15 protein-coding genes are annotated in these 14,203 nt (G+C 71.0%); 8 read left to right on the top strand and 7 right to left on the bottom strand.

Annotated features, from left to right (window positions below; translation table 11 throughout):
* Positions 1-62 precede the first annotated feature (62 nt).
* Positions 63-911 carry an SDR family oxidoreductase gene (locus tag P8R59_RS01960; RefSeq protein WP_278102487.1) on the top strand — a complete coding sequence of 283 codons (849 nt, stop codon included), beginning with the start codon at positions 63-65 and terminating at the stop codon, positions 909-911.
* Positions 912-951: 40 nt separating this feature from the next.
* Here P8R59_RS01960 and P8R59_RS01955 read toward each other — a convergent pair whose 3' ends face one another.
* From P8R59_RS01955 to P8R59_RS01945, 3 genes are read right to left on the bottom strand one after another with little or no spacing between them, the layout of a single operon-like run.
* Complete coding sequence (locus tag P8R59_RS01955) at positions 952-1,650, bottom strand: methionine ABC transporter permease (RefSeq protein ID WP_278102486.1); 699 nt, start codon at positions 1,648-1,650, stop codon at positions 952-954.
* Positions 1,647-2,669 (bottom strand): methionine ABC transporter ATP-binding protein, encoded by a 1,023-nt coding sequence (locus tag P8R59_RS01950; RefSeq protein WP_278102485.1) that lies wholly within the window; start codon positions 2,667-2,669, stop codon positions 1,647-1,649. The genes P8R59_RS01955 and P8R59_RS01950 overlap by 4 nt, the downstream gene beginning before the upstream one ends.
* A 6-nt stretch (positions 2,670-2,675) precedes the next feature.
* Positions 2,676-3,626: a MetQ/NlpA family ABC transporter substrate-binding protein gene (locus P8R59_RS01945; RefSeq protein WP_278102484.1), complete on the bottom strand. Its 951-nt coding sequence runs from the start codon at positions 3,624-3,626 to the stop codon at positions 2,676-2,678.
* A gap of 171 nt (positions 3,627-3,797) precedes the next feature.
* Between P8R59_RS01945 and P8R59_RS01940 the strand changes: the two genes are divergently transcribed.
* A complete protein-coding gene (locus tag P8R59_RS01940; protein ID WP_278102483.1) occupies positions 3,798-4,886 on the top strand; it encodes a pyridoxal-phosphate dependent enzyme in 1,089 nt (362 codons plus the stop codon).
* Positions 4,883-6,043 carry a cystathionine gamma-synthase gene (locus P8R59_RS01935; RefSeq protein ID WP_278102482.1) on the top strand — a complete coding sequence of 387 codons (1,161 nt, stop codon included), beginning with the start codon at positions 4,883-4,885 and terminating at the stop codon, positions 6,041-6,043. Before P8R59_RS01940 ends, P8R59_RS01935 begins: the two co-directional genes overlap by 4 nt.
* A gap of 255 nt (positions 6,044-6,298) precedes the next feature.
* On the opposite strand, the gene P8R59_RS01930 is transcribed toward P8R59_RS01935, so the two are convergent.
* On the bottom strand, positions 6,299-6,934 hold the full coding sequence (locus tag P8R59_RS01930; RefSeq protein WP_278102481.1) for an NADPH-dependent F420 reductase: 636 nt from the start codon (positions 6,932-6,934) through the stop codon (positions 6,299-6,301).
* Positions 6,935-7,279: 345 nt separating this feature from the next.
* Here P8R59_RS01930 and P8R59_RS01925 point away from each other — a divergent pair, with 345 nt between their 5' ends.
* Genes P8R59_RS01925 through P8R59_RS01910 form a run of 4 tightly spaced genes read left to right on the top strand, consistent with a single transcriptional unit; the run spans position 7,280 to position 10,097 of the window.
* Entirely contained in the window at positions 7,280-8,077 is a 798-nt protein-coding gene (locus tag P8R59_RS01925) for a sulfite exporter TauE/SafE family protein (RefSeq protein WP_278102480.1), read from the top strand.
* A 33-nt stretch (positions 8,078-8,110) separates the two neighbouring features.
* Positions 8,111-8,560: an FAS1-like dehydratase domain-containing protein gene (locus tag P8R59_RS01920; RefSeq protein ID WP_278102479.1), complete on the top strand. Its 450-nt coding sequence runs from the start codon at positions 8,111-8,113 to the stop codon at positions 8,558-8,560.
* Positions 8,557-8,961 (top strand): MaoC/PaaZ C-terminal domain-containing protein, encoded by a 405-nt coding sequence (locus P8R59_RS01915; RefSeq protein WP_278102478.1) that lies wholly within the window; start codon positions 8,557-8,559, stop codon positions 8,959-8,961. Before P8R59_RS01920 ends, P8R59_RS01915 begins: the two co-directional genes overlap by 4 nt.
* A complete protein-coding gene (locus P8R59_RS01910) occupies positions 8,961-10,097 on the top strand; it encodes a UDP-N-acetylmuramate dehydrogenase (RefSeq protein ID WP_278102477.1) in 1,137 nt (378 codons plus the stop codon). The genes P8R59_RS01915 and P8R59_RS01910 overlap by 1 nt, the downstream gene beginning before the upstream one ends.
* 61 nt (positions 10,098-10,158) lie before the next feature.
* Here P8R59_RS01910 and P8R59_RS01905 read toward each other — a convergent pair whose 3' ends face one another.
* The 3 genes from P8R59_RS01905 to P8R59_RS01895 form a co-directional block, all read right to left on the bottom strand.
* On the bottom strand, positions 10,159-10,770 hold the full coding sequence (locus P8R59_RS01905) for an endonuclease domain-containing protein (RefSeq protein WP_278102476.1): 612 nt from the start codon (positions 10,768-10,770) through the stop codon (positions 10,159-10,161).
* A gap of 425 nt (positions 10,771-11,195) precedes the next feature.
* A complete protein-coding gene (locus P8R59_RS01900; protein WP_278102475.1) occupies positions 11,196-12,395 on the bottom strand; it encodes a pyridoxal phosphate-dependent aminotransferase in 1,200 nt (399 codons plus the stop codon).
* 63 nt (positions 12,396-12,458) lie between these two features.
* The gene (locus P8R59_RS01895; RefSeq protein ID WP_278102474.1) at positions 12,459-12,782 is read right to left on the bottom strand and encodes a hypothetical protein; all 324 of its coding nucleotides are present in this window, start codon (positions 12,780-12,782) and stop codon (positions 12,459-12,461) included.
* A 55-nt stretch (positions 12,783-12,837) separates the two neighbouring features.
* Here P8R59_RS01895 and P8R59_RS01890 point away from each other — a divergent pair, with 55 nt between their 5' ends.
* Positions 12,838-14,133 (top strand): chloride channel protein, encoded by a 1,296-nt coding sequence (locus tag P8R59_RS01890; protein ID WP_160897439.1) that lies wholly within the window; start codon positions 12,838-12,840, stop codon positions 14,131-14,133.
* Positions 14,134-14,203: the final 70 nt, after the last annotated feature.

The following is a 14,203-nucleotide window of genomic DNA, read 5'->3' as shown; positions in this document are numbered from 1 at the left end:
CGGCCACCTCCCCGCGCCGCGGAATACGCTGAGAGGACTCTCTCTTCCCCCACGGAGGACGCATGCCCGACCAGCCCGTCATCGCCGTCACCGGATCGACCGGAGCCGTCGGAGGGCGCGTGGCCCGCGACCTCGCGGCCCGCGGCATCCGGCAGCGCCTGCTCGTCCGCGACGCGTCGCGGGCTCCCGTACTCGAGGGCGCCGAGGTCCACGTCGCCCGCTACTCCGACGCGGATGCCGCCGCCGACGCGCTCGTCGGCGTCGAGACGTTGTTCATGGTCTCCGCGTCCGAGACGGCCGACCGGGTCGAGCACCACCGGACGTTCGTCGAGGCCGCCGCGCGCGCGGGTGTCCGGTCGATCGTCTACACGTCGTTCTTCGCCGCGGCCCCCGACGCGGTGTTCACCCTGGGACGGGACCACGCGGCCACCGAGGAACTCATCAGGGCGTCGGGGATGTCGTGGACGTTCCTGCGCGACAACTTCTACATGGACATGATGGAACTCTTCGCGGGCGACGACGGTGTCATCCGCGGTCCCGCGGGCGAAGGGCGCTGCTCGCTCGTGTCGCGGTCGGACGTGGCCGCCACGGCCGTCGCGGTGCTCCTGGACCCCGCCGCCCACGCCGACCGGACGTACGACCTCACCGGGCCCGAAGCGCTGACGCTCGAAGAGGTCGCGCAGAAGATCTCCGCCGTCCGCGGCCACCCCGTGCGCTACGTCGACGAGACGCTCGACGAGGCCTACGCCTCGCGTGCGGTCTACGGCGCCCCGCCCTGGCAGGTGGAGGCGTGGGTGACCACGTACACCGCGATCGCGAGCGGGGATCAGGCTCGCGTCTCCGGCGACGTCGAGGCCGTGACCGGACGTCCCGCGCAGACTTTCGAGGAGTTCCTCGGCGCGGTGGCCTGAACGGTCGCGTCGCCGACCCGCGGCGACGCGACCGTCCGGGTCAGCGGCGGAGGATCCGCCGCGCGATCCTGTTCCCGAGGAACTGCGCCAGCTGGACGAGCACGATGATGATGCCGATGGCGATCCACATCGTGAGGAAGTCCCACCTGCGGAAGCCGTAGGTGAGCGCGAACGAGCCCAGTCCGCCCGCGCCGACCGCGCCCGCGACGGCCGTCATGTCGACGATGGCGACGACGACGAACGTGTAGCCGAGGATGAGCGGCCCGAGCGCCTCGGGGACGAGGAGCGTCGCGATGATGCGCCACGGGCCGGCGCCCGCGGCGCGTGCCGCCTCGATCACGCCGGGGCTGATCGTGACGAGGTTCTGCTCGACGATCCGCGAGAACCCGAACGTCACCGCGATCGAGAGGGGCACGACCGCGGCGGTGGTGCCGATCGCCGTCCCCACCACCGCCGCCGTCACCGGGGACAGCGCCAGGATCAGCACGATGAACGGGATCGGCCGGAACACGTTCACCAGGAGGTTCAGCACGACGTTGACCGCGCGGTTCGGGAGCACCCCGCCCGTGCGCGTGACGTAGAGCGCGAGTCCGAGGAGGAGGCCGCCGATCCCGCCGAACACCATGGTCAGCAGCACCATCGTGAGGGTCTGGCCGATCGACTCGAGCAGGATCGGTCCGTACCGGTCCCAACTCCACTGCGTCGCGGCGGGAACGATCAGAGCGCTGAGCGTCGTCATCGCGCCACCTCCTCGACACGGGTGACCGCGCGCAACTGCGCGATCACGGCATCCACCGATTCGTCCGGCCCCGTCAGCTCCACCGTGAGCGAGCCGAAGGACCGTTGCTGCAGGGAGCTGATCCCCCCGTACAGCAGCTCGAAGGTCACACCGGCGCTCGCGGCGCGCGACAGGATGCCGCCGATCCCGGCGCCGTCGACGACGTCCGCGATCACGATCCGACCCGGGTGGGCCTCGCGCAGACGCGCGAGGTCCTCGGTGCCCGGGCGGTCGTGCAGCGCCGTCGAGACGAAAGCCCGACCGGTCTCGGAGGTCGGTTCGGCGAACACGTCGAACGCGGTCCCCGTCTCCACGATCCGTCCGGCGCTGAGGACGGCCACACGGTCGGCGATCGACCGGACGACGTCCATCTCGTGCGTGATGACCACCACGGTGACACCCAGTTCGCGATTGACCCGGCGGAGCAGATCGAGCACGTCCGCCGTGGTCGCCGGGTCGAGGGCGCTCGTGGATTCGTCCGCCAGCAGGATCGGGGGAGAGGTCGCGAGAGCGCGAGCGATGCCGACGCGCTGCTTCTGACCCCCCGAGAGCTGGTCGGGGTAGGCGTGCGCCCGGTCGAGCAGCCCCACGAAGTCCAGCAGCTCGGCCGCACGCTTCTCGCGGTCGGCTTTCGACCATCCCGCGACCTTCAACGGGTAGATGACGTTGCCGGCGACCGTGCGGGAGGCGAACAGGTTGAACTGCTGGAAGATCATCCCCGTCCGGCGGCGGATGGGGCGCACCTGCCGCTCGGGCAGGGTCGAGATGTCGACGCCGTCGACCACGACCGTGCCCGAGGTCACCCGTTCGAGCCCGTTGATCAGGCGCACCAGAGTGCTCTTGCCCGCACCGGACTGGCCGATGACGGCGAAGATCTCTCCCGCGTCGATCTCCAGGTCGACGCCGTCGAGCGCGGTGACGGTGCTGCCGTCGACGTCATACGACTTGGTGACGCCCGAGAGGCGGATGAGCGGCGGCATGCGGGATCAGGCCCCCGCTTCCTTCTGCTTCTCGATCTGAGCGAGCCATTCGCGCACCTGCGCCGGCTTCTCCTCGACGATGCGGGCCGTTCCGCTGGACTCGGACACCACGATGTCGGTCACGCGCGGGTCGTGGTACGCCTCCCAGACCTTCTGGTAGACGGGGTTGTCCTCCTCGCCGGCGCGCGAGGCGATGATGTTGATGTACGGCCAGCTGTTCGCGTCGGAGGGGTCGACCGAGAAGATCGCCTTGTCGATGATCCCGGCGTCCGTGGCGAAGTTGTTGTTGACGATCGCGGCCGCGATGGACGGGTCCTGGAGCGCCGGAGCGGTGAGCGAGGCGTCGACCGGCTCGACCTGCACACGGCTGGTGACGATGTCGGCCGGGGTCGGGGTCGTCGCGTCGTTCAGCGTCAGCAGCCCCGCGGACTGCAGCACCTTCAGCGCGCGCGCCTGGTTGGTGGCGTCCTGCGGGATGGCGACACGGCCGCCCTCGGGGATGTCGGCGACGTCGGAGTACTGCTCCGAGTAGATCGGGAGGGGCACGATGAGGGTCGGCCCGACGACGGCCAGACCGTCGCCCGTGGCGACGTTGTGGTCGGACAGGTAGTCGATGTGCTGGAACGCGTTCAGGTCGATCGATCCGTCGGCCAGCGCGGGGTTCGGCGTCTCGTAGGAATCGAAGGCGACGACCTCCAGATCGATGCCCTCCTCCGCCAGGATCTCCTTCAGGACCGGCCAGTGGCCCTGGGCCGCGTCCGTCGTTCCGAGGCGCACGGTGGTGCGTTCGCCGTCGGCCGCGGGGGTGTCGGACGAGCCGAACAGGCGCGGGATCAACAGGGCGCCCGCGACGACGACGGCGACCGCGACGATCGCGATCGCGGCGTACAGTCCGCCGCGGCGGCGGGGCTTGGACGGGAGGGTGGGCCCGGTCGGGCCGCTGGTGCTGTCACTCATGGTGGTCTCCTTGGTGCATCGCCCGGTTCGGGCGTCCGAGCACCGTACGCAGACGCCCGTGGCATCCCCAAGTCGCGTGACGAAGCGTGACCGGAGGTGACCGGATGCCACGCTTCCGCGTCGAGGCGACGGAATCGTCGGGTATGCTGACGGCGTGCTGACCTGTCGCTGTTGTCGCTGAACGCCCCCGCGTTCTTCTTCGACGACCCCGTCAGCCGCGCCCTCGGGCGCATCGACCCCCAGGACTCCATCGTGCGTTACGCCCAGAGCGTCGCCGACCTCGTCGGCAACACCCCCCTCGTCCGTCTGAACCGCGTGACCGACGGCATCGCCGCCACGGTCCTGGCGAAGATCGAGTACTTCAACCCCGGCGGCTCCGCCAAGGACCGCATCGCGGCCAACATCATCGACGCCGCCGAGCGCGACGGCTCGCTCCGCCCGGGCGGCACGATCGTCGAGCCGACCAGCGGCAACACCGGCGTGGGCCTCGCCCTCGTCGCGCAGCAGCGCGGCTACCGGTGCGTCTTCGTCGTGCCCGACAAGGTCGCGGAGGACAAGCGCGCGGTGCTCCGCGCGTACGGCGCGGAGGTCGTGGTGACCCCGACCAACGTCGAACCGGACGACCCGAACTCGTACTACAGCGTCTCGGACCGCCTGGTCCGCGACATCCCCGGCGCGTTCAAGCCGAACCAGTACGCCAACCCGAACGGGCCGCGCAGCCACTACGAGACCACGGGTCCCGAGATCTGGCGCGACACCGAGGGTGCGCTCACCCACTTCGTGACGGGCGTCGGCACGGGCGGCACGATCAGCGGCACCGGCCGGTACCTGCGCGAGGTCGCGGGATCGTCGGTGCGCATCGTCGGCGTCGACCCGGTCGGTTCCATCTACTCGGGCGACGACATCCACGGCTACGACGTCGAGGGTGTCGGCGAGGACTTCTGGCCGTCGGCGTTCGACCCCACGGTGGTCGACGCGTACGAGCGCGTCTCGGATGCCGAGTCGTTCGCGATGACCCGTCGCCTCGCCCGCGAGGAGGGGCTGCTCGTCGGCGGCTCCAGCGGCATGGCCGTCGTCGGCGCCCTCCGGGTGGCTCGCGACCTCCCCTCCGACGCCGTCGTCGTGGTCCTCCTCCCCGATCACGGCCGCGGCTACCTCAGCAAGATCTTCGACGACCAATGGATGACGGCGCGCGGCTACGACGTCGAGCCCGTGGCATCCGTCCTTCCCGCACAGAGCACCCAGGAGCACTCCGAATGAGCACCCACGACGCCGCGCGCGGCTTCGACAGCCTCGCCGTCCACGCGGGACAGGCCTTCGACCCGACGACCGGCGCGGTCATCCCGCCGGTGCACCTGTCGACGACGTACGCGCAGGACGGGATCGGTGGCCTTCGCGGCGGTTACGAGTACGGCCGGAGCGGCAACCCGACGCGCACCGCGCTCGAGACGCAGATCGCCGCTCTCGAGGGCGGCGCCCGCGCGCTGTCGTTCGCGTCCGGACTCGCCGCCGAGGACGCGCTGCTGCGCGCCGCCCTCGTCCCGGGCGACGAGGTCCTGCTCGGCAACGACGTGTACGGCGGCACCTACCGCCTGCTCGCGCGGGTGCTGGGGCCCTGGGGCGTGAAGCTCCGCGTCGTCGACATGAGCGACCTGGATGCCGTGGCCGCCGCCATCGAGGAGCGCGCCCCGCGCATGGTCTGGGTCGAGACGCCCAGCAACCCGATGCTGCGCATCACCGACATCGCCGGACTCGCGCGACTCGGCCACGCGGCCGGCGCGATCGTCGTCGTGGACAACACCTTCGCCTCCCCGGCGCTGCAGCGCCCCATCGCGCTCGGGGCCGATGTCGTCGTGCACTCGGCCACCAAGTACCTCGGCGGACACTCCGACGTCGTCGGCGGCGCGCTCGCGTTCGCGGACCCCGACCTGGCGGAGAAGACGCAGTTCCTGCAGTTCGCGGCCGGGGCCGTCTCGGGTCCCTTCGACGCGTACCTGACCACCCGCGGCATCAAGACGCTCGGCATCCGGATGGAACGCCACAGCGCCAACGCGCAGGCCGTCGCCGAGCACCTCGCGGGTCACGACCGCGTCGCGAAGGTGTACTACCCGGGCCTCCCGACCCACCCCGGCCACGCGCTCGCAGCGTCGCAGATGAGCGCCTTCGGCGGCATCGTGTCGCTCGAACTCGCCGACGGCGCGACCGCGCGCCGCTTCGCCGAGTCGACGCGCCTGTTCACCCTCGCCGAGTCGCTCGGCGGCGTCGAGTCGCTCGTGAACTACCCGGATGCCATGACCCACGCGTCGGTGCGCGGCACCGAACTCGCGGTGCCCGACACGATCGTCCGCCTGTCGGTGGGCATCGAGTCGGCCGACGACCTCGTGGCCGACGTGGACCGGGCGCTCGCCGCGCTCTGACGCGCTCGCGCGCTGACGTGTCCGGGCGCCGGTGCCCCGGGCGTTGCCGCGCCGGGTGCTGCGGTGCCCGGGCTTCACCGCGCCGGGTGCTGCGGCGCGCCGGGCTTCACCGCGCCGGGTGCTGGCATCCATAAACACGATCCGCGCGTATAAACACGCTGAGGGAGCGTTTATACGCGCGAATCGCGTTTATGCGTCGGATGTCGGCCGGGCGGATGCGGCGCGGTGCGGGGGCCGCGCGGTGCCGGACCGGGGTCAGCGCTGGGCGGAGGCCAGGTTCTGCTCGAGCTCCTCGCGGTTCTGGCGGATGCCGTAGCCCGGGGTGTCGCGCTCGATGCGCCAGCTGTCGGCGAGCGGACCGATGACGACGGTGTCGAAACCGAACTGGTCGTAGATGCGGGTGATCAGCGCGATGCCCTCGTCGGAGTCGCTCGCCGTGGCCAACGCCCGGCGGTTCGCCGTGCCCGCGGGGGAGCCGGTCGTCAGGATCTCCGCGGAGCCGATGTGGTTGAAGGCCTTCACGACGGTGCTCTCGGGCAGGTGCTCCTGCAGCATCTGCGCGGTGGTGGTGCGCTTCTCGTCGAGCTCGGCGATGTGCCCGTCGCGCTCCCAGTAGTAGTTGTTGGTGTCGAGGACGGTCTTGCCGCGCAGCGGCTCCACGGGGATGTCGCGATACGCCTTCAGGGGGACGGTGACGACGACGATGTCGCCGGCCTCCGCGGCCTCCTGCGCGGTCGCTGCGCGCGCCCGCTCGCCGAGCGTGCCGACGAGGTCCGCGAGCGTCTCAGGACCGCGGGAATTCGCGATCACGACGTCATACCCGTGGTCCACGAAACCCTGCGCGAGGGCCCGGCCGATGTTTCCTGCTCCGATGATTCCTACGGTGGTCATACCGGACCCGAACGAACGGGACGGCGAGCGCATTCCCGCCGATAGACGCATCGAGTTAGTTAGTTAGCAGTATGAGATATCAGTGTCAAGAGGCAGCGGGTTCGGTCCGAGCCGGGTAACTTCTCTCCTGTCGCACCCTCGCGATCGTGGTCGCAGACCGGTGTTCGGGTCACCGTTCCGCTTGACCTGTGAGGGCGACGGCCCCCGGTGGACGCGGCTTCGGACCACCGGGGGCCGCTTTCTTTTCCCGGGATGCCGTGACGTCGCGGTCTTCGCCGAGGTGGAAGACTGGTCCGTCGGCGGGCGCCGGCCCGCACCCCCTCGTCTCGCAAGGATCCCCGCCCCGTGATCGACACCGCCCGCCCGACCCGTTCCGCCCGCTTCTTCATCGTGTGCATCGCGGTGGGCCTCCTCGCCGGGCTCATGTCCGGCCTCTTCGGCGTCGGCGGCGGAACCGTGATCGTGCCGCTCTTGGTCCTCGCCCTGGGCTTCGACCAGCGCTTCGCCGCCGGCACCTCGCTCGCGGCGATCGTGCCCACGGCATCCGTCGGTGTCATCACCTACGCCGTCGACGGGCACGTGGCGTGGATTCCCGCGCTGATCCTCGCCGCCGGCGCGGTCGGGGGCGCGCAGATCGGCACGTGGTTGCTCCCGAAGCTGTCGCAGACGGCTCTGCGGTGGTCGTTCGTGGCGTTCCTCGTCGCCGTGATCGTGAGTCTGTACTTCGTCATCCCCTCCCGGGATGCCGAGCTCGAACTGACCTGGATCACGGGACCGGGGCTCCTCGTGCTCGGCGTGGTCACCGGCATCCTGGCGGGTCTGCTCGGCGTGGGCGGAGGCATCATCGTCGTGCCCGCGTTGCTGCTCCTCTTCGGCACGAGCGACCTCATCGCCCGCGGCACCTCGCTGCTGATGATGATCCCGACCGCGATCTCCGGCACCGTCGGCAACCTCCGCCGCTCCAACGTCGACCTCGTCGCCGCCGCCTGCGTCGGTGTCGCGGCGTGCACGACGACCGCCCTCGGCGCCTCGCTCGCGAAGCTCGTCGACCCGTTCGTCGGCAACGTCCTGTTCTCGATCTTCCTCGTCTTCATCGCCACGCAGATGGCGGTCAAGGCCGTGCGCGGACGCCACCAGCGCTGAGGTGGCCGCGGGGCGGGTCGATAGACTGAGCCGGTGCCCGTGAACCCCGAACTGGTCGGTCGTGCCTTGCCGCCCACCGCGCCGTACCTCGTCGGTCGAGAGAAGGTGCGCGAGTTCGCCCGCGCCGTCTTCGCCGACGCCCCCCAGCACTCCGACTCCGCCGCCGCTCGCGCGCTCGGCTACGCCGACGTCGTCGCGCCGCCGACGTTCGCGATGGTCGTCCAGGACCTGACGCTGCAGCAGCTGCTCGGCGACCCCGACTCGGGCATCGAGCTCTCGCGTCTGGTCCACGCCGAGCAGCGCTTCCGGTACTCCCGGCCCATCGTCGCGGGCGACGAACTCACCGCGACGCTGTCGGTCACCGGCATCCGCACCCTCGGCGGCAACGCGATGATCACGAGCGAGGCGGAGATCGTGGATGCCGACGGCGCCCACGTCGTGACGACGACCAGCGTGCTGCTGGCGGGGGAGGCCGGCGCATGAGCGCGTTCACCGTCGGAGACGTCGTCGCCGAACGTTCCGTCCACCTCACCCGCGAGTCGCTCGTGCGGTACGCGGGCGCGTCGGGCGACTTCAACCCCATCCACTACCGCGACGACGTCGCCGCCGAGGTCGGGCTGCCGGGCGTCCTCGCCCACGGCATGCTGACGATGGGCGTCGCCGTCGGGACGCTCGCCGAGGTGCTCGGCGACACCGGCCGCATCCTCGAGTACGGCGTGCGCTTCACCCGGCCCGTGGTCGTCGACCCGGTCGAGGGCGCCGATCTTCACGTCAGCGCCAAGGTGGGCGCGGTCGACGACGAGGCCGCCCGCATCGACCTCACCGTGACGCACTCGGGCACGACGGTCCTCGGCAAGGCGCAGGTGCGCGTGCGGCTGTCCTGATGCCCGAGATCACCCCCGTCCCGCTCTCCGAGCTGACGACGCTGCGCACGGGCGGTCTCCCCGAGCGCACGATCGAGGCGCGCACTCCCGACGAACTCGTCGGCGTCCTGCGGGATCTGTGGGCGAGCGGTGAGCCGTGGCTCGTCGTGGGCGGCGGGTCCAACCTGTTCGTCGGCGACGAGCCGTTCGAGGGAACCGTGGTGCTGGTGCGGACCGCCGGCATCGAGGAGCTGCCCGGTTCCCGCCCCGACACCGTGCGGCTGCGGGTGCAGGCCGGCCACGACTGGGACGCGCTCGTCGCCGAGACCGTGGCCCGCGGGCTCGCCGGCATCGAGGCGATGTCCGGTATCCCGGGGACCGTGGGCGCCGCGCCGGTGCAGAACATCGGGGCCTACGGTCAGGAGGTCGTGCAGACCCTGGTCGAGGTCGAGCTGCTCGACGAATCCACCGGCGAGCTGTCCACCGTCGCGGCATCCGACCTGGGGCTCGGCTTCCGCACCTCGGTGCTGAAACAGCACTACGGGTCGGTCGCGGAGCGCCCCGGCGTCATCGTCTCGGTGACGCTCGAGCTCGACCGCGTCGGCGACGGCGACCGGCCGATCGCGGGCGGTCAGCTGCGCGGAGCCCTGGGCCTGGATGCCGACGCGGCGGTGTCGCTGCGATGGATCCGCGAGCACGTGCTCGCCACCCGCGCGCGCAAGGGCATGGTCCTCGACGGGGAAGACCCGGACACGTGGAGCGCGGGGTCGTTCTTCCAAAATGCGATTGTCTCCGAGGCGTTCGCGCGGACGCTCCCTGCCGAGTGCCCGAAGTGGCCTCTCGGGCCCGTCGTCGACCCGGTGACGGTGATCCCGCTCGCGGCCTTCGACGGCATCGTCCCGCCGCCGGTCACCGAGTTCCGCGAGGTGAAGGTGAGCGCGGCCTGGCTCATCGAGCACGCCGGGCTCTCGCGCGGCTTTCGCTTCCCCCGCTCCCGCGCCGGGCTGTCCACCAAGCACACCCTCGCGCTGACCAATCGCGGCCGCGCGACGGCGGCCGAGATCGCCGAGCTCGCCCGTTTCGTGCAGAACCGGGTCCAGTCCGAGTTCGGCCTCCTGCTGCAGCCCGAACCGGTGCTGGTGAACGTCGAGCTCTAACGAGCGTGAGTCGCCAAGATTTGTCGCTTGCGGCGGGCCGGAGGCGACACATTTTGGCAACTCACGCGTGGGCTTGCCCCAGCAGGCGGCGGATGCGCATCAGCAGCGCTTCGGGGGCGTCGAAGTCGCGAGCCGTCACCACGCTGACCCGGTAGCCCAGCGACTCCAACTCCGCGCGGCGAGACTGGTCGCGGCTCCATTGCCGCGGATCGCGGTGGTAGTCGCCGTCGTACTCGATGACGAGGCGTGCGCCGCGGTAGAGCAGGTCAACGCGCGCCACGAATCGATGACCGTCGAAGATCTCGACGTTGCTCTCGGGCACGGGGAGACCGGCTTGGATCAGAAGGACACGGAGCTCGCTCTCCCTCGGCGACTCCGCCCGGTCGTCGGCGAAGTCGACGGCGAGCCGACGCCGGCGCGATCCTCTCCCGCCGAGGAACCGTCGGTGCATCCGCTCGAGGTCCGCGCGCGTCGCGAGAGGATCGCGGCACGCCAGCAAGCGGTCCGAGATGGCGGTCAGAGGGCCGACGTCGAGGAGTTCGGCAAGCTCGGCCCACGTACGCAACGGCGAACTGCAGCGCAACCCCTCGACTTCGACGATGTCGGAAGGCTCGACGGTGAGTGAGCGGCCGGTGACTCCCGGGCGACGGATGCGATTGCATCCGCTCGGCACGCCGATGGTCGGTGACTCCTTCGCAGCTCGGCCGAGCGATGCGGGGAGAGGGAGCCCCAGAAGGACGGCCGCGGAGGGTCCGCACAGGAACGCATGATCCGGCAGAGCGCGCATCAATGCGCTTAGACGCTGCAACTCCGTGGCATCCGGTCGGCTCCGAGTTCCCGAGTACGGCGCGTCCCACCCCACCGAGCGGAGGCTGCTAGGCGAGAGTCCGTACGCCCGCCCTTCCGCAACGGTGAACGCGATCGTGGGTCCGATGGGGCGATGCGAGAGCGGCATCCGCCGATGATGTCGCGCCCGCCGTCCGACCGTTCCTCGTTGTCCCCATGTGGAGGAGGGTCACACGCGTGAGTCGCCAGGAATTGTTGTCTCCGCGGAGGCAGAGGCGACAAATCTTGGCGACTCGCGCGAAACGACGTCCGTCAGGAGAACAGGCGCTGCAGGCGCTGGACGCCCTCCAGCAGTTCCTCGTCGCCGAGGGCGTACGACAGGCGGAGGTACCCGCTCGGGCCGAAGGCCTCGCCGGGGACCACCGCGACCTCGGCCTTCTCGAGGATGAGGTCGGCGAGCTCGAGCGAGGTCGTCGGCGTGACGCCGTCCCACTCACGGCCCAGCAGACCGCGCACGTCGGGGTAGACGTAGAACGCGCCGAGCGGGTTGGGGACCTCGACGCCGTCGATCTTCGACAGCTCGCCCACGATCAGCTGGCGGCGGCGGTCGAAGGCGAGACGGAACTGCTCGGCCTCGTCCTGGGGGCCGTTCAGTGCGGCGGCGGCGGCGATCTGGGCGATGTTGTTGACGTTGCTGGACAGGTGCGACTGCAGGTTGCCGGCGAGCTTGATGGCATCCGCCGGTCCGACCATCCAGCCGACGCGCCAGCCGGTCATCGCGTACGTCTTCGCGACGCCGTTGACGAGGATCGTCTGCCCGGCGAGCTCGGGCACGGCCTCGACGATCGACACCGCGCGAGCGCCCTCGTACGTGAGGTTCTGGTAGATCTCGTCGGTGATGACCCAGATGCCGTGCTCGAGGGCCCAGCGGCCGATCTCGGCGGTCTCTTCCGGCGTGTAGACCGAGCCCGTGGGGTTGGAGGGCGAGACGAACACGAGGACGGTCGTCTTGTCGGTGCGAGCGGCCTCGAGCTGGGCCACGGTGACCTTGTAGTCCTGGTCGGCGCCGGCGAACACCTCGACGGGCACGCCGTCGGCGAGGGCGATGGCCTCGGGGTACGTCGTCCAGTACGGGGCCGGCAGCAGCACCTCGTCGCCGGGGTTCACCACGGTCTGGAACGCCTGGTACACGGCCTGCTTGCCGCCGTTGGTCACGATCACCTGCGACGGGGCGACCTCCAGGCCCGAGTCGCGCCGCGTCTTGGCGACGATGGCTTCGCGCAGCACCGGGAGTCCGGCGGCGGGGGTGTATCGGAAGTTCGCCGGGCTGTGCAGCGCCTCGGCGGCGGCATCCACGATGAACTGCGGGGTGGCGAAGTCGGGCTCTCCGGCCGCGTACGAGATGACGGGACGGCCGGCGGCCTTCAGGGCCTTGGCCTTGGCGTCGACCTTGAGGGTGGCGGATTCGGCGATGGCGGAGAGCTTGCGGGAGAGCGGGGCGCGGTCGGTCACGGCGTAGAGCCTACTCGGCACGCCCGGGATGCCGCGGGCTCGGCGACGGGCGTCACCGAAGGGTTACACGGCGGAGCTGAAGAACACCCACACGACGGGGAGGACGAGGACGGCCCCGAGGGCGGTGCCGATGATCGAGAGGACCGGGTTCCGTTGCTGACGGACGCGCAGGACGATCCCGACGATCCCGACGACGAGGGCGACGAGCCCGAGGAATCCCATGATCGGCAGGAGCACGACGCCGAGCCACCAGATCGCGTTCATGCCGGGGGCGAGCCCGATCAGGAAGATCATCAGCGCCGGCAGCAGCATGAACGCGGCGAGGATGATCGCGACGATGCCGAAGCCGTCGCTGGCGCGTCGACCGGCCGGGGAGACAGAGGCCATGCGGTCACGCTAGCGCGTGGCGGGCGGGCTGTCGCCGGTGCGTTAGCGTGGCGTCGTGACAGCAGAGGCCCCGGAACGCACGCGCGTGCATCGTCGGGGGCTCGGCATCCTGCTCCGTCTGGGGCTGGCGACCGCGATCGTCGGGGTGGCCACGGGGCTCGCCGTGCTCCTGCTGGTCTGGATCGTCCACACCGTCGAGCACCTCGTCTGGGGCCACGAAGAAGGGCCGTTCCTCGACGGCCTGGCGTCCCCGGCGGTGTGGTGGCTGCCGATCGTGACCGTGGGCGGCGCGGGTGTCGTCGCCGCCGTCGGCTGGTACCTGCTGCGTCGCTTCGGCCGGAAAATCGCCACCGTCGAACAGGGCGTCGCCGGCGCGCACATGCCCTGGTGGGAGACGCTCGCCGACACCGTGATCCAGGTCACCTCGGTCGCCCTCGGCGCCTCGATCGGCAAGGAGGTCGCCCCGCGTGAACTCTCCGCGATGGCCGGCTCGAAGATCGTGCGTTGGTTCCGCCTCGACGCGCGCTGGGGGCGCATCCTCATCGCCGCCGCCGCGGGCGCCGGTCTCGCAGCGGTGTACAACGTGCCGCTCGGCGGAGCGCTCTTCGCGATCGAGATCCTGCTCGCGCAGTTCAGCGTCGGCGCGGCCGTCGTCGCCCTCTCGGTCAGCGCGATCGCCACGCTCGTGGCACGCCCGCTGGTGGGGGACGACTCGCTGTACCACGTGGCATCCATCGACGTGAACGCGTCGCTCATCGTGGCGGCGATCCTCATCGGACCGCTCATGGGGTGGGGCGCCACGAGCTTCGGGGCCGTGACGTCGCTCCTGGCGAAGGTGCGGCCGACGGGGTGGAAGCTGCTCGTCGCGCTGCCCGTGACCTTCACGGCGGTCGGGGCGCTCGGCGCGGTCTTCCCGCTGATCCTCGGCAACGGTCGCGCGCTCGCGACGGCGGGTTTTGATCTCACGCAGCCCGCACTGCTCCTGCTCGCCCTCGCCGCGCTGAAGTACGTCGCGACGGTCGTGTCGCTCGGCTCCGGAGCCGTCGGCGGCACGCTCCAGCCGTCGGTCGCGATCGGCGCGAGCCTCGGCGCTGCGGCCGCCGCGGCGTGGGCGCTCGTCTGGCCGGGTGCGGATGCCACGGGCCTCGCGATCGTGGCCGCGGCGGCGTTCCTCGCGTCGAACATGCGCGCGCCGTTCACCGCGATCGTGCTCGTGATCGAGTTCACCGCGACCGGCTTCGACCTGCTGCTGCCGATCTTCCTCGCCGTAGCCGGGTCGCTCGCCGCCGCGCGGCTTACCTCGCGCGCGAGCCTGCGCCGCTTCGCTCCGCGCGACCCCGGACGCGAGTAGCGCCCGGACCCCGGGCGCGCGTAGCGATTCCGCACGCCACGACGGGCCGGAGCCGAGGTCCCGGCCCGTC

It is taken from the genome of Microbacterium proteolyticum, assembly GCF_029639405.1.
Lineage (GTDB): Bacteria > Actinomycetota > Actinomycetes > Actinomycetales > Microbacteriaceae > Microbacterium.
Note: the sequence above shows the minus strand (reverse complement) of the source record. Positions and strands in the feature narration are given on the sequence as shown.